25 protein-coding genes are annotated in these 25,621 nt (G+C 62.2%); 11 read left to right on the top strand and 14 right to left on the bottom strand.

The annotated features are described in order from the left end of the window. Positions 1–120: 120 nt before the first annotated feature. Genes LJE98_RS02420 through LJE98_RS02400 form a run of 5 tightly spaced genes read right to left on the bottom strand, consistent with a single transcriptional unit; the run spans position 121 to position 6,391 of the window. Positions 121–1,857 (bottom strand): acetyl/propionyl/methylcrotonyl-CoA carboxylase subunit alpha, encoded by a 1,737-nt coding sequence (locus LJE98_RS02420; protein WP_229573127.1) that lies wholly within the window; start codon positions 1,855–1,857, stop codon positions 121–123. A gap of 49 nt (positions 1,858–1,906) precedes the next feature. After that, the gene (locus LJE98_RS02415) at positions 1,907–3,508 is read right to left on the bottom strand and encodes a 5-oxoprolinase/urea amidolyase family protein (RefSeq protein ID WP_229573126.1); all 1,602 of its coding nucleotides are present in this window, start codon (positions 3,506–3,508) and stop codon (positions 1,907–1,909) included. 7 nt (positions 3,509–3,515) lie between these two features. After that, positions 3,516–4,322: a putative hydro-lyase gene (locus LJE98_RS02410; RefSeq protein WP_229573125.1), complete on the bottom strand. Its 807-nt coding sequence runs from the start codon at positions 4,320–4,322 to the stop codon at positions 3,516–3,518. Between the two features lie 22 nt (positions 4,323–4,344). Continuing rightward, positions 4,345–5,109 (bottom strand): LamB/YcsF family protein, encoded by a 765-nt coding sequence (locus LJE98_RS02405; RefSeq protein ID WP_229573124.1) that lies wholly within the window; start codon positions 5,107–5,109, stop codon positions 4,345–4,347. 22 nt (positions 5,110–5,131) lie between these two features. Next, entirely contained in the window at positions 5,132–6,391 is a 1,260-nt protein-coding gene (locus tag LJE98_RS02400) for an NRAMP family divalent metal transporter (RefSeq protein ID WP_229573123.1), read from the bottom strand. Positions 6,392–6,714: 323 nt separating this feature from the next. Between LJE98_RS02400 and LJE98_RS02395 the strand changes: the two genes are divergently transcribed. Then, complete coding sequence (locus LJE98_RS02395; RefSeq protein ID WP_229573122.1) at positions 6,715–7,365, top strand: GntR family transcriptional regulator; 651 nt, start codon at positions 6,715–6,717, stop codon at positions 7,363–7,365. Between the two features lie 55 nt (positions 7,366–7,420). Here the strand turns inward: LJE98_RS02395 and LJE98_RS02390 are convergent, their stop codons facing one another. Both LJE98_RS02390 and LJE98_RS02385 read right to left on the bottom strand, forming a co-directional pair. Next, entirely contained in the window at positions 7,421–7,924 is a 504-nt protein-coding gene (locus LJE98_RS02390) for an acyl-CoA thioesterase (RefSeq protein ID WP_229573121.1), read from the bottom strand. A 324-nt stretch (positions 7,925–8,248) separates the two neighbouring features. Beyond that, a complete protein-coding gene (locus tag LJE98_RS02385; protein WP_229573120.1) occupies positions 8,249–8,812 on the bottom strand; it encodes a histidine phosphatase family protein in 564 nt (187 codons plus the stop codon). Positions 8,813–9,047: 235 nt separating this feature from the next. On the opposite strand from LJE98_RS02385, the gene LJE98_RS02380 reads away from it, so the two are divergent. After that, complete coding sequence (locus LJE98_RS02380; protein WP_229573119.1) at positions 9,048–10,142, top strand: GH25 family lysozyme; 1,095 nt, start codon at positions 9,048–9,050, stop codon at positions 10,140–10,142. Between the two features lie 18 nt (positions 10,143–10,160). Here the strand turns inward: LJE98_RS02380 and LJE98_RS02375 are convergent, their stop codons facing one another. Next, positions 10,161–10,340, bottom strand: coding sequence for a hypothetical protein (locus tag LJE98_RS02375; RefSeq protein ID WP_229573118.1), 180 nt, complete (start codon positions 10,338–10,340; stop codon positions 10,161–10,163). 196 nt (positions 10,341–10,536) lie between these two features. Here LJE98_RS02375 and treZ point away from each other — a divergent pair, with 196 nt between their 5' ends. Continuing rightward, positions 10,537–12,381, top strand: a complete 1,845-nt coding sequence (gene treZ, locus LJE98_RS02370) for a malto-oligosyltrehalose trehalohydrolase (RefSeq protein ID WP_229573117.1) — start codon at positions 10,537–10,539, stop codon at positions 12,379–12,381. Between the two features lie 76 nt (positions 12,382–12,457). Further along, positions 12,458–12,712: a hypothetical protein gene (locus tag LJE98_RS02365; protein WP_229573116.1), complete on the top strand. Its 255-nt coding sequence runs from the start codon at positions 12,458–12,460 to the stop codon at positions 12,710–12,712. Positions 12,713–12,863: 151 nt separating this feature from the next. Here the strand turns inward: LJE98_RS02365 and LJE98_RS02360 are convergent, their stop codons facing one another. After that, entirely contained in the window at positions 12,864–13,139 is a 276-nt protein-coding gene (locus tag LJE98_RS02360) for a BON domain-containing protein (protein ID WP_229573115.1), read from the bottom strand. Between the two features lie 101 nt (positions 13,140–13,240). On the opposite strand from LJE98_RS02360, the gene LJE98_RS02355 reads away from it, so the two are divergent. Together LJE98_RS02355 and LJE98_RS02350 are read left to right on the top strand one after the other, a co-directional pair. Then, entirely contained in the window at positions 13,241–14,932 is a 1,692-nt protein-coding gene (locus LJE98_RS02355; protein WP_229573114.1) for a sensor histidine kinase, read from the top strand. Positions 14,933–14,995: 63 nt separating this feature from the next. Next, a complete protein-coding gene (locus LJE98_RS02350) occupies positions 14,996–15,223 on the top strand; it encodes a hypothetical protein (protein ID WP_229573113.1) in 228 nt (75 codons plus the stop codon). Positions 15,224–15,425: 202 nt separating this feature from the next. On the opposite strand, the gene LJE98_RS02345 is transcribed toward LJE98_RS02350, so the two are convergent. After that, the gene (locus LJE98_RS02345; RefSeq protein ID WP_229573112.1) at positions 15,426–15,734 is read right to left on the bottom strand and encodes a hypothetical protein; all 309 of its coding nucleotides are present in this window, start codon (positions 15,732–15,734) and stop codon (positions 15,426–15,428) included. A 111-nt stretch (positions 15,735–15,845) separates the two neighbouring features. Between LJE98_RS02345 and LJE98_RS02340 the strand changes: the two genes are divergently transcribed. After that, the gene (locus LJE98_RS02340; protein ID WP_229573111.1) at positions 15,846–16,124 is read left to right on the top strand and encodes a hypothetical protein; all 279 of its coding nucleotides are present in this window, start codon (positions 15,846–15,848) and stop codon (positions 16,122–16,124) included. Between the two features lie 267 nt (positions 16,125–16,391). Here LJE98_RS02340 and glgA read toward each other — a convergent pair whose 3' ends face one another. Beyond that, positions 16,392–17,843, bottom strand: a complete 1,452-nt coding sequence (glgA, locus tag LJE98_RS02335) for a glycogen synthase GlgA (protein WP_229573879.1) — start codon at positions 17,841–17,843, stop codon at positions 16,392–16,394. Positions 17,844–17,971: 128 nt separating this feature from the next. After that, entirely contained in the window at positions 17,972–18,235 is a 264-nt protein-coding gene (locus tag LJE98_RS02330) for a DUF2934 domain-containing protein (RefSeq protein WP_229573110.1), read from the bottom strand. A gap of 285 nt (positions 18,236–18,520) precedes the next feature. Between LJE98_RS02330 and LJE98_RS02325 the strand changes: the two genes are divergently transcribed. Further along, positions 18,521–19,327, top strand: a complete 807-nt coding sequence (locus tag LJE98_RS02325) for a Ku protein (RefSeq protein WP_229573109.1) — start codon at positions 18,521–18,523, stop codon at positions 19,325–19,327. A 9-nt stretch (positions 19,328–19,336) separates the two neighbouring features. Here the strand turns inward: LJE98_RS02325 and ligD are convergent, their stop codons facing one another. Beyond that, on the bottom strand, positions 19,337–21,931 hold the full coding sequence (gene ligD, locus LJE98_RS02320) for a DNA ligase D (protein ID WP_229573108.1): 2,595 nt from the start codon (positions 21,929–21,931) through the stop codon (positions 19,337–19,339). A 2-nt stretch (positions 21,932–21,933) separates the two neighbouring features. Then, positions 21,934–22,776, bottom strand: a complete 843-nt coding sequence (locus LJE98_RS02315) for a Ku protein (protein ID WP_229573107.1) — start codon at positions 22,774–22,776, stop codon at positions 21,934–21,936. A 416-nt stretch (positions 22,777–23,192) separates the two neighbouring features. Between LJE98_RS02315 and LJE98_RS02310 the strand changes: the two genes are divergently transcribed. The 3 genes from LJE98_RS02310 (at position 23,193) to cheY1 (ending at position 25,619) form a co-directional block, all read left to right on the top strand. Further along, on the top strand, positions 23,193–24,821 hold the full coding sequence (locus LJE98_RS02310; RefSeq protein ID WP_229573106.1) for a globin-coupled sensor protein: 1,629 nt from the start codon (positions 23,193–23,195) through the stop codon (positions 24,819–24,821). 136 nt (positions 24,822–24,957) lie between these two features. Continuing rightward, positions 24,958–25,257: an STAS domain-containing protein gene (locus LJE98_RS02305; protein WP_113459914.1), complete on the top strand. Its 300-nt coding sequence runs from the start codon at positions 24,958–24,960 to the stop codon at positions 25,255–25,257. Beyond that, the gene (cheY1, locus tag LJE98_RS02300; RefSeq protein ID WP_075641521.1) at positions 25,254–25,619 is read left to right on the top strand and encodes a chemotaxis response regulator CheY1; all 366 of its coding nucleotides are present in this window, start codon (positions 25,254–25,256) and stop codon (positions 25,617–25,619) included. Before LJE98_RS02305 ends, cheY1 begins: the two co-directional genes overlap by 4 nt. Positions 25,620–25,621 lie beyond the last annotated feature (2 nt).

Raw genomic sequence — 25,621 nt, 5'->3', positions numbered from 1 at the left:
AACAATTGGCCCGCTCTAGGCGGGCCTTTTGTCGTTTGAGCGCTATCCCGTCCGCATGATGCAGGGTGTGCGCCCGATGCACGCGGCCGGGCCAAGCCAACGCTCTGTTGTGGCCTTGGCTTAACCCTCGTAGCGCGCAATCTCGTGGCCCACTTGCAGATAGCCGCCAGCTTCGGCTTTGAACCGGATCCGACCGGCGCGGCTGGCCGTCACCTGGGTTTCCATCTTCATAGCTTCCATGACGGCAATCAGGTCGCCGGCCCGTACCTCGGTCCCATCCTCGACTTTGAAAGCCTGCAGCGTGCCGGAAATCGGCGCGGTGACGCTGTCGACATCCTCGGTATTTGCCGTTGTCTGTCCGGCTGCATTCGCACCGCCGCCGGCAAGGTTGCCGAGGCCTGAAAGCAACACAGCCGGGATGCCCAGCTCATGGCGCTTGCCGTCGATCTCCACATGGGTGCGGATCAGGGACGTATCCCCAAGCGGTTCAGGCCGGGGAGCGGATGCCAGCGTCTCGGCGAAATCCGTTTCGATCCAGCGCGTGTGAACGCGGAAACCCTCTTCACCGGTGAAGTCGCTGGATTCCATCGCAGCGCGGTGGAAGGGCAGAACGGTCGCCACCCCTTCGATCTTGAACTCCGCCAATGCCCGGCGTGCGCGGGCCAGCGCCTGCGCACGCGTCGCGCCTGTCACAATGAGCTTTGCCATCAGGGAATCGAAGGTTCCGGGGATCGTCGACCCGCTGACGACGCCCGTGTCCAGCCGCACGCCTGGCCCCGACGGAGGATCAAAACGGGTGATTTCCCCCGGCGTCGGCAGGAAGCCGCGGCCGGGGTCTTCGGCATTGATGCGGAACTCGATCGAGTGACCGCGCGGGGCAGGGGTTTCCAACACCTCGAGCGTCTTGCCCTCGGCGATCCGGAACTGTTCGACCACGAGGTCAATCCCGGTCGTCTCCTCGGTCACCGGGTGCTCTACCTGCAGGCGGGTATTCACTTCGAGGAAGGAGATCGTGCCATCGACGCCGAGCAGGAATTCGACCGTGCCCGCTCCTGAGTAGCCAGCAGCCGCGCAGATCTTGGCGGCGGCTTCATGGATCGACTGACGCTGGCTGTCGCTCAGGAACGGCGCCGGCGCCTCTTCAACGAGCTTCTGGTTGCGCCGTTGCAGCGAGCAGTCGCGGGTGCCAAGCACCAGCACATTGCCGTGCTTGTCGGCTAGAACCTGCGCCTCGATGTGGCGTGGGCGATCGAGGAACCGTTCGAGGAAACACTCGCCACGTCCGAAGGCGGCCTTCGCCTCGCGCACGGCGGAGTGATAGAGTTCGGCGACCTCTTCCATTTTCCAGGCGACCTTGAGGCCACGCCCGCCGCCGCCATGGGCGGCCTTGATCGCAACGGGAAGCCCGTATTCCTTCGCGAAGGCCACGACCTCTTCGGCCGTTTCGACCGGGCCTTCACTGCCGGCCACCAGCGGCGCGCCGACGGAAAGCGCGATCCGCCGCGCTTCCACCTTGTCGCCGAGCGCTTCGATCACATGCGGGTCCGGGCCGATCCAGGTGAGCCCTGCCTCCTGCACCGCACGGGCGAATTCCGCCCGCTCGGAGAGGAAGCCGTAACCTGGGTGAACGGCGTCGGCGCCGGAGCGCCGTGCGATGTCGATGAGCTTCTGGATGTCGAGATAAGTCTCCGCCGGACGGCTGCCGCCAAGACCATAGGCCTCGTCCGCCAGGGTGACGAACAGAGCGTCCATATCGGGATCGGCGTAGACGGCGACGGACTGGAGCCCGTAGTCGCGGCAGGCGCGGATGATGCGCACGGCAATCTCGCCGCGATTGGCAATCAGCACTTTCTTCATCGGGGTCTCCTCATGTCTCTGGTCGGCTGCCATGATCGTCGGCACGAAATCATGCCTTGGCGGGCGTGATTTCGGCGAATTGCGTGATGGGCCGGAATTGGATTTTGGCGTTTACCGGGATCTGACCGGCGAGATCGAGATGATATTCGGCGACCGTGCCGATGACGGGATAGCCGCCGGTCAGCGGATGGTCGGCAAGAAACAGCACCGGTTGCCCGCTATGCGGCACCTGGATGGCGCCTGTGGCTGTGCCTTCGCTGGGAAGCTCCGCCTTGTCCTTGCGTTCAAGTGGTTCTGCGCCGGAAAGCCGGATTCCGACCCGGCTCGACTGGGGTGTGACATCGAAGATCTGACGCGCCAGGGTCTCGATTCCCCGTCCGGTGAACCAGTCGCTGCGCGGCCCCATCACGACGTCGAGAATGACGACCTCGCCAGGCGCGGGATAGTCGAAAGCGGGGCTCTCGTCGAGTGACACGGGAGAGAGGCTGCGACTGGCTGGGCGGATCGCGAGCACCGCACCCACACCGACCGGATCGGGACCGACGACGGCCAGCGTGTCCGAAGAAGCGCTACCCAACACCGGAGCCACATCGAGACCGCCGCGAAAAGCAAGGTAGCTGCGCGCACCGCTGGGTGCAAAGCCGAGCGTGACGGTGTCGCCCTTTTCCAGCGAGACGGGCTGATAGCTCTCAGCCTCGATCACGCGGCCTTTGACGTCGCGGATGGTCAGTGGGCAGGGCGCACCGGTGAGCGCCATGAGCGTGGGGCCCGAGACTTCGAACGAAAATCCTCCAAGCGTGATTTCCAGGCAGGCGGCCTCGACTGGATTGCCGACGACCCGGTTTGCTGCCCGAAATGCGCCCTGGTCGAGCGCGCCGGCGGATGACACGCCCTGGCCAGTCTGGCCGAAGCGGCCGAGATCCTGAACCAGCGCCGGCATGGGCGCCGCCGTGACCTTGATGGTGGTCGACGCCGCATGCTTGGCCGCCGGGGTCTCGATTACCAATGAAGCGGGCACCGCAACTGTGGACTGAGCGCGTTTGGCCAGATCGAAGAAGCGCACGCGGTAGCCCGGCTGGAAAAGTGCCGGCGGCTCACGCGTCAGATCCCACATCTTCACCGGGGTGGTGCCGATGATTTGCCAGCCACCAGGGCTTGCCTGCGGATAGACGCCGGAAAAGGCACCGGCCAGCGCCACGGATCCTGCCGGGATCTTCGTGCGCGGGCTCTGCCGGCGCGGTACCTGCAATGCCGGATCGCCGCCGACGAGATAGCCGAAGCCGGGTGCAAAACCGCAGAATGCGACCGTGAATTCGCTCGCCGTATGCCGCTCGATCACCTCTGCGACGGATAGACCTGTCAGCTCTGCCACATCGTGCAGATCCTCGCCGTCATAGGTGACGGGGACCTCGACCAGCATGTCGGATGGCGGAATCCTGGCCGAGAGGTCGCGATGGGCGATGGCTGCGGCAAGCGTCTCGCCGGTCAGCATCTCTGGACGGAACCGGATCATCAGCGTGCGCGCCGCCGGAACGATATCGATGATGCCATCGACCGGATCGGCTTCCAATGAGGCAAAAAGAGCGAGCGTCTCGTCGAGATCTTTCAACTCGACAATCAGGACGGTCAGGCTGACGGGGAGAAAGCGCATCGGAGCCTCAGGCGTGATAGGCGGAATCGGGAATATCGGTGATGAACATGTGCCCGGGCGCATGGGTGATGGCAAATGGGACTTTGGATGCCATCACGGCAGCCTGGGGTGTGACCCCGCAGGCCCAGAAGACAGGCACTTCGCCAGCTTCGATCCGCACCGCATCGCCGAATTCGGGTTTGCCGAGATCTGCAATTCCGAGTTCTTCCGGTGCACCCACATGCACGGGAGCGCCGTGAACGGCCGGGAAGCGGCCAGATATGGTCGCTGCATCGGCGACGCGAGACGCCGGGATAGGTCGCATCGAGACGACCAGATTGCCATGCAGCCGTCCCGCCGGGCGGCAGGCACGATTGGTCAGATACATCGGCACGTTCGACTTGTCGCTGATATGGCGGATGTCGATGCCCGCCTCCATCATCGGTGTCTCGAAGGTGAAACTGCAGCCGATCAGGAAGCTGACGAGATCGGGATGCTCCGCCCAGGCTGCGGTCGCATCCGTCACTTCTTCGGCAAGCACGCCGTCCCGCCAGATCCGGTAGAGCGGCACATCGCGGCGCAAGTCTGCGCCCTTGGCGAGCACGGTCGCATGCGAGCCCGGATCGGACACGTCGAGCACCGGGCAGGCTTTCGGATTGCGCTGGGCATAGAGCAGGAAGTCGAAGGCCCAGTCGCGCGGCAGCACGATCATGTTCGCCTGGGTGAAGCCCGGTGCCACGCCCGAGGTCGGCTCGACGGCACCCGCGCGATAGCGTTCACGGGCGGCGCGCGCGTCGGTCGTATCGACATGGCGCAAGGTGTCGAGATCGATCATTCAAGTCTCTCCTCGGTGATGCTCAGCGGTTCAGGAAGGACTGCACGGTGATGCCATCCTTCTCGAAGGCCTGCCGGATTTCCCGTGCGATGGCGACCGCGCCGGGGCTGTCGCCATGGACGCAGATCGATTGCGCGTCGATCTTGATGGTCGAGCCATCGATCGCCTCGATCGTGCCCTCTTTTGCCAGCTGCAGCATGCGCCTGGCGATAAGGCCGGCATCATGCAGAACGGCACCCGGCTCGCGCCGAGACACGAGCGAGCCGGAAGGCGTGTAGGCGCGGTCTGCAAAGGCCTCGGCCACCACGGCGAGACCGGAAGATCGAGTAAGTTCCAGGATCTGCGACCCCGCGAGCCCCATCATGACGAGCTTGGGATCAACGGCCCGGATGCCGTCGATGACGGCCTGTCCCTGCTTGGCATCATGGGCGATCCGGTTATAGAGCGCGCCATGCGGCTTGACGTAACCGACGGCAACGCCGGCTGCCGCCGCGACGCCTTTCAGGGCGCCGATCTGGTAGATGACATCGGCGGTCAGTTCCGCAGAAGTGACATCCATGTCGCGCCGGCCAAAGCCGACGCGATCGGGATAGGAGACATGCGCCCCGATCGAAACGCCGCGCTCGGCGGCGGCCTTCACCGTCTTCCAGATGCCGACGGGATCGCCGGCATGGAAGCCGCAGGCGACATTGGCGCTGGAGACGATCGAGAGCATCGCTTCGTCGTCGCCCATGGCCCAGGCGCCATAGCTTTCACCGAGGTCGCTGTTCAGATCGATGGCAGTCATGTCGTCCTCCCTGTTGTCGTTCTCAGGCCGCAGTCAGCAGCGCGAAGATTGGTCCGATCGACTTGTAGCCCATGTACCAGGTGAGCGCGCAAGTCAGCGCTCCCAGGATCAGCAACCAGCGGGGATAGCGATAGCCACCCATCAGATCGGAGCGTGCCCAGGCGGCATAGATGAAGATCGAAAGGCCGATTGGCAGGATGAGCCCGTTCAGGCCGCCGACGAAGACCAGCATCTGGGCCGGGGGTGTCGTGATGATGATGTAGAAGAACAGCGAGACGGCGATGAAAATTACCGTCGCGATATTGCGGGCACGTTCGGTCATGTCCTTGTTGAACACGGTAACGAACGAAACCGAAGTATAGGCCGCACCAATGACCGAGGTAATCGCGGCTGCCCAGAAGATGGCCCCGAAGATGCGCATGCCGACATCGCCGGCAGCGACCTGGAAAGCCTGGGCAGCCGGATTGGCGCCCTTGCCAGTGACGTCGATGATCGCGCCGCCGGCAACCACACCGAGGATGGCGAGAAACAGCACGTAGCGCATGACGCCGGTTACGGCGATGCCGGTCAGGGCCGCGCGGTTGACGGCGCCGAGATTTTCAATGCCGACGGTGCCCTTGTCGAGCAGACGATGCGCGCCGGAATAGGTGATGTAGCCGCCCACCGTACCGCCGACGATCGTCGTGATCGTGGCAAAGTCAATCGTGCTTGGCAGGAAGGTCTGGAAGAAGGCGTCGCCGACTGGCGGCTGCGAGACGAAGGCCACGTAGACGGTCAGGACGATCATGAACAGGCCAGCGACGACGATGACGCGATCGATCGCGACGCCTGCGCGGTGGGACAGGAAGATGCCGATCGCAATCAAGGCGCTGATCGATCCGCCCAGCTTGGGGTCGAGACCGAGAAGCGCGTTGAGGCCGAGGCCGGAACCGCCGATATTGCCGATATTGAAGAACAGGCCACCGACGATCACCAGGATGGCGAGCACATAGCCGGTGCCGGGAATGGCTGCATTCGCGATGTCGGAGGCGCGCATCTTCGTTAGCGTGACGATCCGCCAGATGTTCAGCTGCACAACGAAGTCGATGAGGATGGAAGCGAGGATCGCAAAGGCGAAGGCCGAGCCGAGCTTGGCGGTGAACGTGGCTGTCTGGGTAATGAAGCCTGGGCCGATGGCGGAGGTCGCCATCAGGAAGATCGCGGCGATCAGGGCGCCCCGGCGCGTCTTGGCGGACATGCCGCCCGGTGCGGCCTCGGTGGCCGATGTTGATGTCTGTTCCATGTTTCCCTCTTGGTTGACCTGACCCCGGCTTTGGCGCGGAGCTTGTTGTTCACCTGCGAGAGTAACGTCTCGTGGTTTCACAATTCTGTCAATATTGTTCAACAATTTTATTTTTTCGTTCTACCTTTCTGCCTTAAACTTGTGCGGTTTGATGCTCCGCTGTGCGAAATCGAACCTTGAGGAACAATTTTTGGCCGCTTTTGGCTCTCCTGCTTGCTGCGATTCCGCACATGGATGATAAGGCAGCGGAGTTCTTCGTCGATCGTCACGGCGGAGATGGTCCAAGAAGACGCGCCGGATGATCCGGTCACCTGGGGAAACCGATGGCAGAGACGGAAACGACGGCGGCCTTGGCGCCACGGCTGGCGGAAGAAATTCGCGACAGACTGATCCGTGGAGAGCTGAAACCCGGCCAACGCCTATCGGAGGCGGCCCTCAGCGCGGATTTCGAGGTTTCACGCAATTCGCTGAGAGAGGCCTTCCGACTGCTGACCAAGGATGGTCTGCTTCAGCACGAGCCAAACAGGGGCGTCTTCGTCGCAACCCCGAGCATGGCCTCGATCATCGACATCTACCGCGTACGCCGCCTCGTCGAGTGTCAGGCATTGGCCAATGCCTATCCCAATCACCCTGCCGTCCCGCGCATGCGCTCAGCTGTCGATGCAGCCCGCGCCGCGAGCGACGTGAATGACTGGACGGCCGTCGGCAGCGAAAACATGAAATTCCACGCGGCGATCGTCGATCTCGCCGATAGCCAGCGGCTGAACGGCTTCTATGCCCAGATTGCTGCCGAACTGCGCCTGAGCTTCGGTCTGCTCAAGGAGCCGGAACTGCTGCATGCCCCCTATGTGGAAATGAACGCCGCCATTCTCGAAAAGCTTGAAGCAGGCGATCCGAAGGGAGCGGCAGCGGCGCTGGAGGTTTATCTTCTCCAGTCCGAACGCACGGTTCTGGCTGCCTTCTCCCGGATCTAGCCGAGGCGACCTGCGACCCCCTGGTGGGCTTCAGAAGGGCAGGCTCAAGTTCGGGTCACGCGCGCGCGTGGTCGCCACTTTCGCTCGCTTCCTTGAAGCGGGCCTCGAATTCGAGACGCAACGCCCTGCGGGTTTCGGCCGCCCGTTGCCGGCGTTTGCGCATTTCGGATTGCGGCCTGTAGGGCGGCACGGCGGTGGGCCTGCCCTCGGCATCCACGGCGACCATGGTGAAATAGCAGGAATTGGTGTGGCGTCGCTCGCCGCTGCGAATGTCTTCAGCCTCAACCCGGATGCCCACTTCCATGGAGGTTCGGCCGGCCTGGTTGATCGAAGCTCGGAAAGTCACGAGTTCGCCGACATGGATCGGCTGGCGGAACACGACCTGATCGACCGAAAGCGTAACCGCATATTGCTGGGAATAGCGCGAGGCACAGGAATAGGCGACACGATCCAGAAGGTTCAGGAGGGCCCCGCCATGCACCTTGCCGGAGAAATTCGCCATATCGGGTGTCATCAGAACCACCATTTCGAGTTGGCTCGTGTCGTGTGTCTGTTCCATGCGGCCCCCAAGGCAGATTGTCTTCCTCCGGCAACCATATTGCGCGGCGGCAGGACTTCAAGCCGAGAAGAGCGGAGGAGCCCCGTTGGGTTGCTTGTCGGCTGATTGGGCAGCGATGCACGGGGGGCGGCGGAGAGACCGGTCCCGCCTTCGACCGATGCGGATTTTAGACTCCCTGAAAGCCCGGCTTTCGAGAATGATCAATCCGCCGGATCCCTGCCGGCCGTGTTCGCCGGGGCATGTGCGGACTTTTGCCACACCTAAGCTTTTTGCAAGAGCTTTCATCACGGGCGGTTTCCAGTTTCGACCGCAATCCTTTGCCAGTCATGCCCCGGCGGATTGCCGAGCCATCACGTCCACGCTCCCACCCGCGTCGATTGTGGCGAACACCAGTTCGCCGCTGCGTGGCACGACGGAAGTGAGCGCGGTGATGTTCACCTGATGCGTGACGAGCACGCGTGGTCCCTCCAGCCGGGTATTCGTCAGCCAGGCCCTCAAGGCTTCCGTCTGCGCCCTCCCGCTTGCTCGACTGCTGAAGAAGGAGTTGAGAAGCGGCTGCTCTGAAACGGGTCCGAGGTCGAGAAGGGTCGCCGTATCGAGGCATCGGCACCACTGGCTGGAAAACACGCGAGCCCGGCTGATCCCCTTGTCGCGGAAGAGACGTCCGGTCCGCTCCGCCTGGGCACGGCCGTCTGCGGACAGATTACGTTGCGTCTCGCAAGCGCCGATGCGCATCTCCGGGGGATCGCCAGTTCCCGGCGCGATCGCGTGTCGGAGAAGCACGAAGGCGTCACCCGAGCGCAACGCCTGCCAGTGATCCGCGGCAGCGGCGCCGCCGCCGGCAAGAGCGAAAAGGGACGAGAGAAGAAAGGAACGTCTCTGCAGCATGGGCAACTTTCGCTCGCAAATCGAGTTGTCAGGTTCAATGTGGATACGGAAAGCGGCACGCCGGGGATTGGCAGGAGACCGCACATATCCGTGAACAATCGGCGTCCGGTTTGTACCGGGCTGACTCGTAAAGATTGCATTCACTTTTTCCCGGTAAAGCTTTGTTAGCAATTCCCAGAAGCTCCGGGTGTCCGCCTCCGCATGCGCCCGGCCCCAGTATTCGAGTCCGTGTGCCATGCGTTCCAAGGTCATTCCCTCGCTCCTCATCGGCTGTCTGGTGCTTGTCGGCTGCAGTGCGCGCACGAGCCCGATCGACGCGTTGAAGCTGCAATCCCAGACCGCGCCGAAGGCACAACCGGTCCAGTCCGCCTCGATGGCCCCGGTTCCTGCCGTGGCCGTGGACGAGCAGACAGGGTCGATTGCGGCGAATGACAATGGACAACCTCATGCTCTTGCCTGGGCAGGAGATACGCCCAATCAGGCTCATTTCGAAACCTCGCCAATGACGGCTGGGATGCCGGTCCCGGATCAGCGCCCGGTCGCGATGCTTGCACCGCCTGTATCCCCGCTCGCCGCACCGGAGGAGCCCGCTGCCCGTTCGACAGGGCGTCACCGGGTCTATAACCAGCGCTTCAGCGATGCGAAGCCGATGAACTTCGGCAAGGTGAAGCCCAAGCATCACGCGGTGCATGGCGTCGATGTGTCTCGCTGGCAGGGCGACATCGACTGGCCGAAGCTGCGCAGCCAGGGGGCGAACTTCGCCTATATCAAGGCGACGGATGGCGGGGATCACGTGGATCCCATGTTCCTCACCAATTGGAAACGGGCCAAGGAAGCCGGTGTGAAGCGTGGAGCCTACCACTTCTTCTACTGGTGCCGTGTCGCCTCCGAGCAGGCGGACTGGTTTATCCGCAACGTGCCGCGTGATCCGGACGCCCTGCCGCCGGTCATCGACGTCGAATACAACGGGGAATCGAGCTGCCGCTTCCGACTGTCGCCGGAAAAGGCGCGCGAGAAGATGCAGGTTTTCATGGACCGCCTCGAGCGACACTATGGCAAGCGCCCGGTCATCTACACGGCGCCTGACTTCTACAAGGACAATCTGCGGGGTCAGTTTCTGGACTACCCCTTCTGGCTTCGTTCGGTTGCCGCGCACCCGTCCAAGATCTATCCGGATCGCAAGTGGGTCTTCTGGCAGTATTCCGGCTCGGGCCTGTCCCAGGGGGTAAACGGAAAGATCGATCTCAACGTCTTCTACGGATCGGTTTCCGACTGGCAGAATTGGGTGGCCGGCAAGAAGAGCTGGCAGCGGGTCGCGGGCCTCCGCTGAGGCCCGCGTTCCATCGGTTCAGATACCGATGCCGGGTTCGGTCACGGGCGGATCACGCGTCTCGTCCGGATTGGGGTTCGGCAGTTCGTCCGGAAGCACATCCGGCTTAGGTTCTTCGACCGGAACCTCCGGCGCCCAGGTCGGGGCCGGCATGGGGGGCTGGTCGTCGAATGGCGATGATGGATCATTGACGGACATCGATCGTCTCCCTGTTTACCGTCCACCGCAGGATGCGGTGAAATCGGCCTTTTGCGTTTAAAAAGCCCGATGCCGACGCTTTGTTCCTGAAGACTTCTGAAGGACTTGCCTTGCCAAGCCGCGGTTTGCCGGCCGGAACCTTTCTCAACATTCGAGGTTTGTTCGTCTCCAGCGATCAGCAGAGGTGATCAGACAGATGGACCAGTCCCAGCCAGTGGCTGACGGTGTACCGTTCGAACAGGAATACCGGGTGTTTTCGAGAAGCTGCGGAGCGGAGTATACCGCCGCCGGTGAGGTGCGGTTTCGCCTGTGGGCGCCGGCTGTGGAAACGGTTAGCTTGCGCCTCGCGGACGAACTCGTACCGATGATGCCGACGGGTGCCGGCTGGTTCGAGCTTCTCGTCAACAACCTGGCACCCGGCACGCCCTATGCCTTCATCCTGCCGGATGGAATGGCGGTCCCCGATCCCGCGGGCCGCGGCCTTGAGAGCGACGTGCATGGCTCTTCGGTTCTGGTCGATCCCACCGCCTACCGATGGCGTCACGGTGCGTGGTCCGGTCGCCCGTGGTCCGAGGCTGTGATCTACGAACTGCATGTGGGGACGTTCACAGAAGAGGGTACCTTCGCAGCCGCAGCGAAAAAGCTTGCAGTGCTTGCGGATCTTGGGATCACCATGATCGAGCTTATGCCTGTCGCCGCTTTCGGTGGCGCGCGTGGCTGGGGCTATGATGGCGTGCTCCTCTACACCCCACACCCCGCCTATGGCACGCCTGATGACATGAAGTCATTCATCGACACCGCCCATGGCCTCGGTCTGATGGTCATGCTCGATGTCGTCTACAATCACTTCGGGATCGACGGCAATTATCTCGATGTCTATGCGCCCGCGTTCTTTCTCGGCGAAGGCACGCCATGGGGGCCTCGTCCCGATGTATCGCAAGATGCGACGCGCGATTTCATGATCGAGAATGCGCTTTACTGGATCGAGGAGTTCGCGCTCGACGGTTTGCGCCTCGATGCTGCCGACCAGATCGAGCAGGACAAGGAGAGCGTCCAGTTCACTGAAGACCTCGCTTTGCGCGTTCGCCAGATGTTTCCGGAGCGCCATGTCCATCTGGTTGTGGAAGACAACCGCAATATCACGAGACTGCATGAACGGGCAGAGGACAACTCCACTCCGCTCTATGATGGTGTCTGGAACGACGGATACCACCATCTGGTTCACGCCTGGGCGACGGCGGAGCATTGTGGTCACTACCGCGCTTTCTCGACCAATTTCTGGCCGAGGATTGCCAAGACGCTCGCCACGGGCTTCGCTCTCCAGGGGGAACGGGCCGACGGCAAGGGCGACGAGCTTCTCGGAGAGCCGAGCGGTCATCTGCCACCGGTCACCTTCGTCAACTTTCTGCAAAATCACGACCAGGTCGGCAATCGTGGACGCGGTGAGCGCCTCTGGAGCCTGATAGAGGAAGATCTCGGCGAGCGACTGCTGACAATGCTCCTGCTCGCACCGCAAATCCCGCTTCTCTTCATGGGCGACGAGTTCCGATCAAAGGGCCGCTTCTTCTTCTTCCGCGACTACCCCGAAGCTCTGCGAGAGACCGATCCGGAGGAGCGGCTGCAGCAGGCCCGCGACTTCGGGACAGACGACATGTCGCCGGATGAGATACGGGATCCAAATGCGCCTGCGACTTTCGCAACCTCTAAGCTTCAATGGGAAGAGGCAGAGACCGAGACGGGAAGGGCGGCCCGAGCCGCTTTCCGAGCTCTGCTGGAGAAACGGCGTCGTCACCTCATGCCTCTGTTGGAGAACGTGGGTGGGGACGTGGGGCATATGCTCTTGGCCGAGGACGGTCGGCTCGCGATCGACTGGCAATTGGGTGAATTTCGATGGCAGTTGCGCGGCAATTTCGGAGAGAGCCGGATCACATTGCCTCCCACGCATGGCAAGACCGTGCATGTTCATCCGCCTTCTGCCGAGGCAGACATTCGGGATCTGTCCGAATTCCCGCCCGGCTCTCTGATTGTCGTTTGCGGCTGAGATTGCCGGAAAAAATTTTATCGGAGGGAACCAAAGGCCCGCTTGGTCGTTTGGTCGCCATCAGGAGGAGTGCGGCATGACTCTGGTTTATTGTGACATCGTCCCTCAGGCGAATGGTTGGTGCTTCTTATCCGAAGAAGGCCAGTCGGCAGTCTATCCCAGTTATCGGCTCGCCGTTGAGGCTGCCCGCCAGCATTTGGAAAGCCAGAGAGCCCAACGCAAGCTCACTGTTATCCGACAGCAGGACTTGCGCGGGCATATGCTCGAGGTGGCCGGCATTGCGCAGGCCTGGAGCCCGGAAGGCAATACCGGAACGGATGGTCGCGCCTGACGTCAGGCGTCTGGCCAACTGAATCGGAATGTAAGTGACGTCATCAGACGCAGAGGTACGAAGGGGAAGCAGGGTGCGCCGTTTATCGACGCGCGGACTGCATGACCATGACCGCAGTCTGGATGTCGCTATCGGCGCCGGCCCGGCCGGTCTACGGTGCTCCGTTTTCATGCATGTGTACCGTGACCTTTTCGACCCCGGGTACGGACAGTGCAACCTGGACAGCCCGATCCATTTCCTCGCGGCTGCCAACGTCTCCGATGATGAAGATCTCGCGACCGCTGGCCACCACCTTCAGCATTTCCGCACCTATGCCTTCGCTCGTTGCAAGTGCGTCAGCCACGCGTTGCTCAAGCGACGCGTCAACCGGTATTTCGTCCGTGACAACGGGCCTTTCCCCGTGAAATGTCTGCGGCTTGAAGACCATGGTAACCTCCTCTGTCGGTATATTCTTTCCAACGCGGAGCGGGCCAATTGGTTCGACAATAAGATTGGCGAACCGGACCTGTGCATCGGGAGGTCTGGACGATGAGACGCCCCCTCCGACTGTTCCTGGGGCTCTTCCCCACCGCTTCGATTGGTTCCTATCTTGCCACGATGGCGATCCTGGCGACCCTGCCCCTTCTGGCATTCGTGGTCTTCCTGCTGCTTCAGCTTGAGCGATCGCAGTTCCGCACCCTGCGTGCAGATGCCGCCCAGGATGCGCAAACCATCAGTCGGGGTGTGGAGCGCAAGCTCGCAGACATGGAAACCACGCTGGCGCTCGTTGCAAAATCGGTGGAATTACAACAGGGCGATCTGCCGGCGTTTCACGCACGGGTGCTCGAAAGCCTGAAAGAGAGTTCGCTTTATGTCATTCTGGCGCGCCGGGATGGCCTGCAAGTCCTGAACACCCGCATGCCCTGGGGCGCGCCGCTCCCACCGATGGCCAATCCGGGCTCGGTTACATCAGCGCTTCGCTCGGGAAAGGTCGAGCTGTCCCACGTGTTTTTCGGCGCCACAAGCCAGCGCTGGGTCGTCAATCTGACGATGCCGCTCGCCGAGCGCGGTCCACAGGGGACCGATGCCGTCGTGCTCACCCAAGATGCGGAAAGCTTCGAGGACCTGGCTTCTCGCGATGCACTGCCGCCCGGTTGGACGTCTGCGCTTCTGGACAAAGAGGGACGCGTGGTCGTTTCGAACGGAGCAGAACGGCAGACTGCCGGTACAGCCATGGATCAAAGCCGGCTGGAACTGATGTACGGCGCCAATGGCAGCGCGGTGTTCTACAAGGACGGCCGACAATATCTCCTGGGTTATGCAAAGCTGCCGGGCTGGCAGTGGCATGCCTTGGTCTGGGGACCGGCAGACAGCCTCCAGGGATCCTTCATTGAACTCTGGAAGAGCCTGCTTGCCGGAAGCGTGATCTTCCTCGCCTTAATCATGCTCGTGGTATTCGTCGCGGCCCATCACCTGCGCTCGGCGATCCGCAAGATCGCCTCCATGGCCGAACGCATCGGCAAGGGCGAGATCGTCTCGCCCGAACGCACCAAGATCACCGAGGCCAACCAGGTCGCGGTCGCCTTGTCCAACGCATCTTTCGACAGGGCCGAGGCGGAGGAGCGGATACATTTTATCCTGCAGGAGCTTGTTCATCGCACCAAGAACATACTCTCGCTGGTCCAGGCCATGATGCGCCAACTTGCCCGCGGGACGGATGACGTGGAGGAATTCCAGCGCGCAGTCAGTGGACGTCTCGCCGGATTGGCTCAGTCGATCGAGGCGCTCGCCAAACAACAATGGGCCGGGATCCCGCTCGCCTCTCTGGTCGAACTGCAGCTCACGACCGTCACGGGTTCGTTCGACCGGATCTCCAAGCGTGGGCCGGAACTTCTGGTGAATGCGAATGCGGTACAGAATCTGGGCCTCGTTTTTCACGAACTCGCCACCAACTCGGTCAAATACGGCGCACTCTCCGTCCTGGAAGGACGACTGATGATCGAATGGCAGATGGTGGAGCCGGAGGCCGAAGGCGAAGAGCAGCGTCTGCGCCTCACCTGGACGGAACTTCATGGTCCGGCAGTGGTCACACCGACCCGGCGCGGCTTCGGTTCGACAGTCATCGAACGACATGCCGCAAGCGCATTTGCCGGTGAGGTCACCGTCGATTTCAACCCGAAGGGCCTTCGCTGGACGCTGGTCGCCCCGCTATCTTCCTTCACGGTCGGCACGAACGACTAGGCTCCCGGAACCTTTGTCCTCTCAGACGGGTTCAATCCCGTGGATCAGCCAAGGAGCAAAGTGATGAGCGCGGAAGATCAGGACAAAGGGACACGTCGCATCCACAAGGATGCAGATGGTCAGTATGCCGGAACCCAGGCAGGCAGGCACAGCGACGGTGTCGTCAGCGCCAAGCCGACCGTGATCACGGGTTCTGAAGATGCGACTGTCAACAAATGGCCGCCGGGTAAGGAAAATCCCCCGAAGGATTGGGACGCAAATTTCGACATTCGCGACAAGTCCGGCGACTGAAGCCAATCTCAGAACTTGCCGGAACCCATGCAAGCCCCGTTGATCTGGGCAGGCACCGCGACCAGCGAGCGCGATCGTTCCCGAAGCGGAAGGTCTGCGCGCCGCGGCAGTGCGACCTGGGTGTCATCAGTTGGGCCTGTGTCCGGTCGTCGGACTCTGCGCACGCGGGAGAAGAGACCATTCAGGAATTTCCGGATCATTGTTATCTCCTTTCCGTCAAAGCTTGGGTGAAGCCGTTGGGCTCGCCGAGATCCGATGAGGATCGACGAAGCGCTGCGGCGCGCGCCTTAGCGGTTTCAAGGATCTCACGGATCGCTTCGCCTTTCTCGTGGCCTCGACCGATTCCGGCTGAAGGCTCGGCGCCTGGATCTTCAGAGCCATCCCGCAGCACGACTTCCTGTTCGAGATTGCGCAGCAGTTCTGGCACGCGGTCGGGCGTCGCGAGCACCTCGCTCAAAATCGAAACGAGGATTTCCCGATGGGCGTTGATCCTCGCTTCGAGTGATTTCATATCGTTCTCCACCGGATATCTCCTTTTGCGCACAAGCCTCTAAGTGGGGAACATTGGCCGGCCCCAATTGTTTCCTCCAAGAACGAATTCTTCCGCTTGAAGGAGAGGATCATGCCGCATACGGTCCGTCCGCCACGCTGGCGTCCCCACCCCGATCCGCGCGATCGGCTGATCATCGCGCTCTTTGCCCAGTTGGAGGCGGAACGCCAGACGCGGGAGACCCTGCGCATGGCAATCCGTTCCGGGGCCATTGATCCGGCTGTGCTGGAGGCGATCGCGGAAGATCCCGTTTCCGCCACCAGTGAGGACATCGCTGCGCTGGAACGCACCATCGCGATGCGCGAACGCGTCCCGCCGAAAGGCGAGCAGCAAGGAGAATACTGGCGATGAATCGCGCCGAGACGGCTGTGATCCGCCAAGGTGGCACTGTTGGCCACTCGGTGAGGACACCGTCAAATCCGTCGGCGCAAGGCGGGCACGCCGGGCCACGTGGCTCGGTTACGAGGGGGAAGTAATCCGACAGCTTTGGCCGGAGCCGCTGAACGCCCAGCAGGGCGACCGATCGCCTAATGAACGCTATTCCGGATGTTGCGAAAAAAGGGCTCGGAGATCCTCCGGGCCCTTCTCGCTTCATTGCCATCCGGTAGTCGGCCTGCCTCAATGGCGCAGCAGGGCCCGCCCTTCCGTCAGCCGGCCATAGACCTCGGCATAGCTTTCGGCACTGCGATCCCAGGAATAGTCGGCTCGCATGGCCTGCAATTGCAGCCGCGCCCACTTGCGCTTGTCACCATAGGCCTCGGCCGCTCGCCGGATCGCGTGGCGAAGTCCTTCCGGGCGCACCGGATGGAACTGGAACCCGGTTGCAACCCTGGCCGAGATGGCGGCATCATTGGCGTCGATTATCGTTTCAGACAGGCCACCTGTACGGGATACGACCGGCACGCAGCCGTAGCGCAGGCCATAAAGCTGCGTCAGGCCACAGGGCTCGAATCTCGACGGCTGGATGATTGCATCCGAACCGCCATGAATGAGATGCGCCGTCGGCTCGTTGAAGCCGACCGAGACGGCCATGCGTCCCGGGAAGCGGGCAGCCGTCGCCTTGAGCGCATCCTCGATGTCATGATCGCCCTGACCATGCACGATCAGCCGTCCACCCCAGTGGAAGATCTCGTCGGCCACCTCGGCCAGCATGTCCATGCCCTTCTGCCAGGTGATCCGTGTGACAGCCGAAAAGAGCGGTCCATCGCCGGGTTCGAGGTGAAAGCGTTCGAGCAGGAGAGCCTTGTTGTTCTTCTTGTTGCGTACGGTCTTTGCGTCGTAGCGGAACGGCAAGTATGGGTCCGTCGCAGGGTTCCAGATCTCTTTGTCGATCCCGTTGACGATGCCCTGCAGTCGGTCCATGCGCGTATTCAGGACCCCGTCGAGGCCCATGCCGAATGTTGGCGACAGGATTTCGCGAGCATAGGTTGGACTGACCACCGTGATGTGATCGGCCGTCACAAGGCCGCCCTTGAGGTAGCTGATATCGCCGAAATACTCCATCTGGTCGACTGAATAGACCTCCGGCGGCAGGCCGATATAGGGCAGCAGCGAGGCGGAGTACTGGCCCTGGAAGGCGAGATTGTGGATCGTGAGAACGACTGGAACGGCCGAGCCCATCTGACGCAGATAGACCGACGTCAGGGCTGACTGCCAGTCGTGCGTGTGAACCAGATCCGGCTGCCAGCCGGGCAATGCACCGGCAGAAATCTCGGCACCGGCCAGCGACAGAACGGCGAAACGTTTCCAGTTGTCGGCGTGGTCGACGCCATTTTCATCGACATAGGGGCCGCCCGGCCGGTCGTAGAGAGCCGGCGCGTCGAGCACGAACAGACTGAGGCCGTCGATTTCGAGATGCCGCAGCGTCGCCTTCTCGCCGAGCAGATCGTCGAATTCCATAAGCGGGGGATGCAGTCGTGCCAGCGCGAGGATCGAAGGATAACCTGGCACGAGGGTATGTGTGGCGATGCCAAAGGCAGACAGCGCTTTTGGAAGCGCGCCGGTGACGTCGGCGAGCCCGCCTGTCTTCACCAGCGGATAGATTTCCGAAGTGACCGCAAGCACATGCAGGGGAACGCGGGTCGGGGAGGGGCGACGTGGACGGAGTTCGTCCTCCTCCCGGTGATAGGCGTCCCGCACCCGCTGGATGAATTGCGCCCGGCTGAGTGCAAGCGAAAGATCGACTCCGGCCACCTTGCTCACCCTTTCCGGCTTCGTGTTGAATTGCGAACCGGCGAGACCGGTTTTTCCGTGATCACGAGCCCTTCTTCAGCCGCGGAGAGCTGCGCCTGTGCGATGCGCCGACCGGATTTTTCTGTCGTCTCTGTTGCGGCGGCCTGCAGTGTTTCCCAGTCCCTGAGTGCGGCCTGCCAATGCGCCTCGTCCCGCCCATCGGGGCGCCCTTCTTCTTCCCAAAGCGAGTATGCCCTGCGGGCAATCCAGTCATAGTCTCGTTCAGACATGGCAATTCTCCGTCGTCGCCGCTTGCCCGTTCTCACACCATCGGATCTCGGCGGAGCGCGGTCTCGTCGCACCCGCCGCTCCCCGGTCGGATCAGTCGGTGATGCCCAATATCACCGGCGGATCCCCGGCTCGTCATTCGAGGGGAACTGGCAAGATAGGAACGCCAGGAAGAGCAAACGGTTCCCGCTGCAACTGCCGATTTGATCGTGGTCTGGAACAGTTCTGCCTCCCTGGCGTTTCCCGGGGCAGTCCTGCAGAACATTGCAAGCCGGAGGGAATGACACATGGCGCAGCGCGCCTTCTGGAAGGGCTACCTGAAATTGTCGCTCGTCACCTGTCGCGTGGCGATGACACCCGCCGTGACCGAAAGCGCCAAGCTCCGTTTCCACAACATCAATCGCAAGACCGGCAACCGTGTTGTCAGCCGCTATGTCGATGCCGACACCGGAAAGCCGGTCGACGATGAGGATCAGGTCAAGGGTTATGAGCGGGCCGAGGACGACTATGTGCTCTTTGAGGATGAGGAACTCGACGAGGTCGCGCTGGAAAGCACGCGCACCATCGACATAGAAAGCTTCGTGCCGCGCAACTCCATCGGCTGGGTCTGGTATGACAGCCCCCATTACCTGGCCCCGGCGGACAAGGTCAGCGAGGAGGCCTTTGCCGTCATCCGCGAGGCGATGCGCAAGACCGATACCGGCGGTATAGCCCGCCTCGTGCTCTATCGCCGCGAACATGCTGTGCTGCTGGTGCCGCGCGACGAGGGCATGGTGGTCTGGACGCTTCGCTATGGTGAGGAAGTCCGCGACGCCGCGTCCCTCTTCAAGGGAGCAGGAGAAGCGCCGTCGGCCCGCAGCGCAAAGACGATGATGAAGAAACTCGTCGAGGCACGCCTGCGCCCCTGGGATCCGAAGCTGGTGCGTGACCCGGTCGAGGAACGCCTCCACGAGATCATCGAAAACCGCACGAAGACGCCAAAGCGGGCCAAGCCGAAAAAGTCCTCCGCACCCGAGCGCAAGGATAATGTCATCGACATCATGGAAGCCCTTCGCCGTAGCCTCGCCTCCGAGAAGAAGCCGGCAAAGCGTTGATGGCCTTGCTCAGCGTGATTTCCGTGCCTTGCCCTTGCCCTTGCCCTTGGCGTTGAGCGGTGCCTCCGCCGTGCGGAAATCCTCCCACGGATCGACTTCGAGCGCCGCAAAGCGCGCAGGCACGTTTTCGACTGTGAAATGGTTCGAGCCGATTGCGGGTCCGAGTTCGTCGAAGGAGAGCGGCATTGAGACAGGGGCTCCCGCCCGTGCGCGGGTGGAATAGGGAGCGACTGCGGTGGCGCCTCGCCCATTGCGCAGATAGTCGATGAGGATCTTGCCCTTGCGTTTTGCCTTGCTGATCGTGGAGACGTAGTCGGCAGGGCTGTCGGCGCTCATGCCGTCGGCCAGCGCCTTCATCGCGGCCTTCACCTCGGGCCATTGGGCTTTCGGCTTGAGGGGTGCGACGACATGCAGCCCCTTGCCTCCCGACGTCTTGACAAAGCCGGTGAGCCCAAGCTCGGTGAAGCGATCGCGCACCTCGAAGGCGGCCGCGATCACTCGTTCCCAGGAGACATCCGGCCCGGGATCGAGGTCGATATTGACCATGTCGGGTCGCTCCAGATCGCCGGCCCGCGAGCCCCAGGGATGGATTTCGAGCGCTGCGCCCTGCACCAGCGACAGCAGTCCGTCGAGGTCGCGGATACCGACGAGCGCCTCATCGTCCTTCGGGTCCCGGATCGTGACGATCTCCTTGCGCATGCCGCGCCAGTCGTGTTTCTGGAAGAAACAGGTCTTCTCATGTCCTTCCGGGCAGCGCAGCAGTGCGAGGGGGCGGTCGACGATGAAGGGCGCGATGCGCGGCCAGACCAGCGCATAGTGATCCGCCAATCCTTCCTTGGTAACCCCGGCTTCGGGCCAATATAGGCGATCGGGATGGGTGAGGGGAATGCGCCGGCCTTCCGCGCGCAGACTGTCGCCGCTGCTCTTTGTAGATGCGGCCGGACGTGTTTCCTTCGAGGAGCCTGCAGATTTCGATGTCGTGGCCGGTGTTTCCAGCACCACCTCCCGCGCAGCCTTGTCCTCCCGGAGCCCCCGGAAGGAGGCATGGCGTAGATGGGCGTCGCCCGTCCAGCCGCGGAACTCGATCTCCGCCACCAGTTCCGGCTCGAGGAAGACGACATCCTTGCGTTCGACGCCAGTCAGCTTGTCCTTGAATGGGCTCTTGTCCCGAATGAGCGACTGCAGCCTCTCGAAGACCTGCCGCGCGACCTTCTGGGAGTAGCCCGTGCCCACACGTCCCACATGCCGCAGGCCATCGGCCTCGTTCACTCCCATGACCAGCGAGCCGATTGCCTTGTCGGAGACAGACGAGGGCACATATCCGCCGATCACCAGTTCCTGCCGCGCCGTGCATTTCGATTTGACCCAATCCCGGCCGCGTCCCGGCCGGTACGGTGCGTTGGCCACTTTCGAAATGACGCCTTCCAGGCTGAGACGGCAGGCATGTTTGAGGACGAGGTCACCGCTTTCGTCGAAATGCGCAGAATACTTCAATAGCGGAGTGGGACCGCCGACCAGCTCTTCCAACAATTCCTTTCGATCACGCAGAGCGACACCGGTCAGATCCTGTCCGTCCAGATGCATCAGGTCGAAGGCATAATAGGTGAAGCGATCGGAGCGTCCGTCACTGAGGTCCTGTTGCAGCAGGGAGAAATCGCTGCTGCCATTGCCGCCTTCGACGACGATTTCTCCGTCCAGCAATGCGGCCTGCACCGGAAGCGCCTTCAGCGCTGCGGGCAGACGATCGCCGAAGCGGTCGGTCCAGTCGAGACCCGTACGGGTGAGAAGTTTGACCTCGCCGTTTTCGATGCGGGCTTGGATGCGATAGCCGTCCAGCTTGATCTCGTGCAGCCAGCGATCGCCCTTCGGCACGGTCTTCACCAGTGACGCGAGTGCCGGCGGCACGAAGTCCGGCATTTCCCCGGGTTTGGCGCCTTTCGGCACGCGATCGCTTTTGGTGGCGCGGCGACGCGTGGCAGTGTCCTTCGCCTTCGTGGTATCCCTCTTGCGCGAATTCCAGACGGCGGCCTTCTGGTCACCCTTCAAGCTCTCGACGGGCCGCCCGCTTTTGACCGAAAGCGGCATCTCCTCCACGATGTCGGGATCGCCTGCCTCGCGCGCCACCTCGTCCTCGCCCTTGATCAGCAGCCAGTTTTCCCGCGTCTCGCCCTCCTTGCCGGCCATGCGCACGAGATGCCAATGGCCGCCGAGCTTCTCGCCCTTCAGGGTGAATTCCAGATGACCCTTTTTGTATCCCTTCTTTGCATCGTGACGGGGCTCCCAGGTTCCGCGATCCCAGACGATCACTTCGCCGGATCCGTATTGGCCAGGCGGGATCACGCCTTCGAAATCACCATAGGTCAGGGGATGATCCTCAACATGCACTGCCAGGCGTTTGACACTGGGCACGAGGCTCGGCCCGCGCGTGACCGCCCAGCTCTTGAGCACACCGTCCATTTCCAGCCGCAGGTCGTAGTGGAGGCGCCTGGCTGCGTGCTTCTGGATGACGAAACTGTTGCCGCCCGCTTTCGCATTCGGCTTCGCGGCCTTTGGCTCCGGCGTCGCCTTGAAGTCTCTCTTGCGGCGATATTCGGAGAGCGACATGTTCAGCTCGCCTTCTTCTGACGCGTCGTGTTGCCCGACGGTGCCTTGCGCCGCTGTGGCGTCTTGGCCGCGCCTGTGTCTGCGCTCTTGCGCAACGCGTCGAGCAGGCTGGTGACGTTCTCTGACTTCCGCTTCGGCAGTTTCTTCGGCTTGCGACCGGCAATCTTTGCCTTCACCAGCTCCGTGAGGGCGGCTTCGTAGCGATCCTCGTAGCGACCCGGATCGAACTCGCCCATCTTGGTGCCGATGATGTGCCGGGCAAGCTCCAGCATTTCCGTCTCGATCTTGACCTTCGAAATCCCCTCGAAACTTTCGGCTGGATCGCGGACCTCGTAGTCATAGTTGAGTGTGGTCGCGATCAGGCCTTGCCCCTGCGGCCGGATGAGCACGCTGCGGAGCCGGCGGAAAAGAACCGTCCGCGCGATCGCCGCCACCCCTTGCGCCTCCATGGTCTCACGGATCAGAGCATAGGGCTCGACGGATTTACGGTCGGCCGGTGCCAGGAAATAAGGACGTTCCAGGTAAAGGGTGTCGATCTCGTCACAAGCCAGAAATGTTGCGAGTTCCAGCCGTTTGTCGCTTTCCGGCACAGCCTCGCGGATCTCGTCGGGCTCTAGGATCACGGTCTGCCCCTCCGGGGTATCATACCCCTTGACCAGGTCATCCTTGCCGACCGGGCGGCCGGTATCGGCATCTGCGTATTCTCGTCGAACCCGGTGCCCGGTATCGCGGTTGATGATATGAAATGTCGTGCGTTCCGATGCGTTGACGGCGGAATGGAGCGCCACGGCGCAGCTTAGATCGCCGATCGACAGATGGCCTTTCCAGATGGCTCGTATGCTCACGCTGAACTCCTGTCGCTTTCCGCCGCAACGAGGAGCACATCGCCTTTGTTCCCCAGGCGCTGGAAAGCCCGCGAACGGAAACATAAAACAGGTCTCTCATATTAGTGATTGTGGTTTGACGGCGAGAATTCATTAACCTTCAAGCAAGGAATTAACCATAAAGATTGCTGGACACGTCGGAGTGGGACTCGCAATGGAGTTTCCTTCGGGCATGACGCCATCCCGTCGTACCGGTTCTGGTCCGGTCTGTATTTCTCATGGAAGTAGTTCGGTGAACCGGCAGACCATGATGCGGACGGCAGTGGGATCGCAAACCCGCGTGCCCGCACGACCGCATCCCTGACTGCAGGAACCCCGGACACGGAAGGTTCACCCTCGAGGGGTGGCCAAGTGCGGGACGAATGACAGGTCAGAGCATGTCCACGGAGCGGCCGACGGGATCACAGGCAGGCAGCCTGCGCGACCGGCTGCGTTTTGCCGGGTTGGACGAGGCTCAGTGTGATCTGCTCCGTCAGAACCGTCATATCCTTTCCCAGCCCCTCAAAACGGCACTGAGAGACCTTTTCCAGCGTCTCCAAAGCTCGCCGGACGCGGCCCGTGCTTTCACCAGCGAGCGCCAGTATGACCGGCTCCACGATCTCCTGTCGTCCCATTGGGATGTGCTCACCGATGCCCGTTTTGATGCGCTCTATGCCGAGCGGGTGAAGGTTCTCTCCGACAGCGAAAGCCGCATGGGCCTCGATCCGCGCTGGCATGTTGCAGGGCATGCGGTGGTGCTGGAACATCTGGTCACCTCCGCGCTCGCCGAGACCTCCGGCTCCGGGCTTCTCCCATCGAGCCGCCGGCGTCAGCGCGAAGTCACCGATCTCGTCGCGGCGCTTGTCCGGCTGGTCATGGTCGATGTCGAAATCGCCGTGTCCCTGCGCTTCAACGAACTGCGCCTCAAGCACCACCGCGACCTCGCGGCCCAGCGTGAACACGACCGTGCCGAATTCGAGGGTATCTTTCGTCCCGTCGTCGATGGCCTGGCATCGGGGGATCTCACCGTGCGCACGGGAGCCGATGTCCCGGAAGCCTATGCTGACCTTGCCGGTCGCATGAACGAGGCGATCGAACAATTGCAGACGGCCTTCCTTTCCTCCGAGGAGAAGCTCGCCCATGTCCGCGAGGCGACCGGCCGCATGGCCGAGACGGCCCGCACCTATGCCGGTCGCGCCGAAGATCAATCTGGTGCGCTGGGTGAAACCAGTCATGCCCTCCATGAACTGACATCAAGCGTCCGCGAATGCGCCGGCCAGACCAAGCGCGCCGAAGCGACCGTCGCTGCGACCCGCGGCTCGGTCGAAGCAAGCGGTCATGTCGTCGGTCGGGCGATCTCCGCCATGGCCGACATCGAGGCTTCCGCCGAACAGATCGGGCACATCATCGGTGCGATCGACGAGATCGCCTTCCAGACCAACCTCCTGGCGCTGAATGCGGGGATCGAAGCGGCCCGCGCCGGTGACAGTGGGCGTGGCTTTGCCGTCGTTGCCCAGGAAGTCCGTGCGCTGGCACAGCGATCGGCAGATGCCGCCCGCGAAATCAAGACACTCGTTGCCACCACGAAGAGCCAGGTCGTTGCCGGTGTCGACATGGTGGCGAAGACCCAGGGTGCCATCGCCGACATCGTGCTGCAGGTGGGGGACATCAGCGGCACGGTCTCCGATATAGCAGCCCGGTCCGACCGCCAGGCGAGCGAACTCGCAGGCATCGCTGGAACGGTTGCCAGCCTCGGCTCGGACATCGCAGACACAGCCGTCCTCGCCCGCCAATCGAGCGAAGGCACCGACGATCTCCACAAGGTCATTCTCGAGCTCGGCGCGACCATCCGCGAATTCCACATCGAGCGTCAGACGCGCGCGCCGAAGGTGCCGGTCGGGCGTGTTCAGCTAACGGCTCAGCGGGACCAACTGACGCCAGCACCGGCAGCCTCGATCGCCGACCTTTCTGACGACGCAGACGTCGATTTCGGCTTCGCGGCCCAGATCGCCGGGCTCGTCGGATGAGGGGATTGTTTACCACCATGCGATATACACGAAAGCTAAGGGCGGGAATTTCGGCACTCTTTCCGGGGGAATGGTTCTCCCGGGCTCCAGGTCGGAGTCTGGTTGCCGCAGCCTTCGGGACACAAGGAAAGAAATGATGGCAAGTAAGAAAGGCGAGCAGAAGGCCCTGAAGCTGGCCGCGGTCTTGGACCTCAACGAGGCTTCCAATCTCAAGGCCAATATTCTCTCGATGCGTGGTGCTCCTTTGACGATCGATGCTTCTGGCGTCGAGCGTGTCGGCGCCCAGTGCGTGCAGGTCCTGATGGCCGCAGCCAAGGCCTGGGAAGCCGACAAGCATCCCTTCTCGTATGGAAAGGCCTCCGAGGCTTTCCTCAAAACCCTTCAACTGATTGGCGTGAACATCGACCATCTGCTCGCTAAGGAGATCCGGCAATGAAGAAAAAAGTGCTCACCGTGGATGACTCCAGAACCATTCGAAACATGCTTCTGGTCACCCTGAACAATGCCGGCTTCGAGACCATCCAGGCCGAAGATGGCATCGAGGGCCTGGAAGTGCTCGAGGAATGCAATCCCGACGTCATCGTGACCGATATCAACATGCCGCGTCTCGACGGCTTCGGCTTCATCGAGGGGGTCCGTCGGAACGAAAAGTATCGCGCGGTTCCGATCCTGGTTCTGACCACGGAAAGCGATGCGGAAAAGAAGAACCGCGCCCGCCAGGCTGGTGCGACCGGATGGATCGTCAAACCGTTCGATCCGACCAAACTGATCGATGCCATTGAGCGTGTAACCGCCTAAGC

The sequence above is a fragment of the Rhizobium sp. 'Codium 1' genome (assembly GCF_020889605.1).
Lineage (GTDB): Bacteria > Pseudomonadota > Alphaproteobacteria > Rhizobiales > Rhizobiaceae > Allorhizobium > Allorhizobium algae.
The sequence above is the reverse complement of the archived record's forward strand: the minus strand, read 5'-3'. Positions and strand labels throughout refer to the sequence as shown.

Excerpts from the sequence above, each read along its gene's own strand:
- LJE98_RS02420 (WP_229573127.1), bottom strand. The coding sequence starts at position 1,857 with ATGAAGAAAGTGCTGATTGCCAATCGCGGCGAGATTGCCGTGCGCATC.
- LJE98_RS02415 (WP_229573126.1), bottom strand. The coding sequence starts at position 3,508 with ATGCGCTTTCTCCCCGTCAGCCTGACCGTCCTGATTGTCGAGTTGAAA.
- LJE98_RS02410 (WP_229573125.1), bottom strand. The coding sequence starts at position 4,322 with ATGATCGATCTCGACACCTTGCGCCATGTCGATACGACCGACGCGCGC.
- LJE98_RS02405 (WP_229573124.1), bottom strand. The coding sequence starts at position 5,109 with ATGACTGCCATCGATCTGAACAGCGACCTCGGTGAAAGCTATGGCGCC.
- LJE98_RS02400 (WP_229573123.1), bottom strand. The coding sequence starts at position 6,391 with ATGGAACAGACATCAACATCGGCCACCGAGGCCGCACCGGGCGGCATG.
- LJE98_RS02395 (WP_229573122.1), top strand. The coding sequence starts at position 6,715 with ATGGCAGAGACGGAAACGACGGCGGCCTTGGCGCCACGGCTGGCGGAA.
- LJE98_RS02390 (WP_229573121.1), bottom strand. The coding sequence starts at position 7,924 with ATGGAACAGACACACGACACGAGCCAACTCGAAATGGTGGTTCTGATG.
- LJE98_RS02385 (WP_229573120.1), bottom strand. The coding sequence starts at position 8,812 with ATGCTGCAGAGACGTTCCTTTCTTCTCTCGTCCCTTTTCGCTCTTGCC.
- LJE98_RS02380 (WP_229573119.1), top strand. The coding sequence starts at position 9,048 with ATGCGTTCCAAGGTCATTCCCTCGCTCCTCATCGGCTGTCTGGTGCTT.
- LJE98_RS02375 (WP_229573118.1), bottom strand. The coding sequence starts at position 10,340 with ATGTCCGTCAATGATCCATCATCGCCATTCGACGACCAGCCCCCCATG.
- treZ (WP_229573117.1), top strand. The coding sequence starts at position 10,537 with ATGGACCAGTCCCAGCCAGTGGCTGACGGTGTACCGTTCGAACAGGAA.
- LJE98_RS02365 (WP_229573116.1), top strand. The coding sequence starts at position 12,458 with ATGACTCTGGTTTATTGTGACATCGTCCCTCAGGCGAATGGTTGGTGC.
- LJE98_RS02360 (WP_229573115.1), bottom strand. The coding sequence starts at position 13,139 with ATGGTCTTCAAGCCGCAGACATTTCACGGGGAAAGGCCCGTTGTCACG.
- LJE98_RS02355 (WP_229573114.1), top strand. The coding sequence starts at position 13,241 with ATGAGACGCCCCCTCCGACTGTTCCTGGGGCTCTTCCCCACCGCTTCG.
- LJE98_RS02350 (WP_229573113.1), top strand. The coding sequence starts at position 14,996 with ATGAGCGCGGAAGATCAGGACAAAGGGACACGTCGCATCCACAAGGAT.
- LJE98_RS02345 (WP_229573112.1), bottom strand. The coding sequence starts at position 15,734 with ATGAAATCACTCGAAGCGAGGATCAACGCCCATCGGGAAATCCTCGTT.
- LJE98_RS02340 (WP_229573111.1), top strand. The coding sequence starts at position 15,846 with ATGCCGCATACGGTCCGTCCGCCACGCTGGCGTCCCCACCCCGATCCG.
- LJE98_RS02330 (WP_229573110.1), bottom strand. The coding sequence starts at position 18,235 with ATGTCTGAACGAGACTATGACTGGATTGCCCGCAGGGCATACTCGCTT.
- LJE98_RS02325 (WP_229573109.1), top strand. The coding sequence starts at position 18,521 with ATGGCGCAGCGCGCCTTCTGGAAGGGCTACCTGAAATTGTCGCTCGTC.
- ligD (WP_229573108.1), bottom strand. The coding sequence starts at position 21,931 with ATGTCGCTCTCCGAATATCGCCGCAAGAGAGACTTCAAGGCGACGCCG.
- LJE98_RS02310 (WP_229573106.1), top strand. The coding sequence starts at position 23,193 with ATGTCCACGGAGCGGCCGACGGGATCACAGGCAGGCAGCCTGCGCGAC.
- LJE98_RS02305 (WP_113459914.1), top strand. The coding sequence starts at position 24,958 with ATGGCAAGTAAGAAAGGCGAGCAGAAGGCCCTGAAGCTGGCCGCGGTC.
- cheY1 (WP_075641521.1), top strand. The coding sequence starts at position 25,254 with ATGAAGAAAAAAGTGCTCACCGTGGATGACTCCAGAACCATTCGAAAC.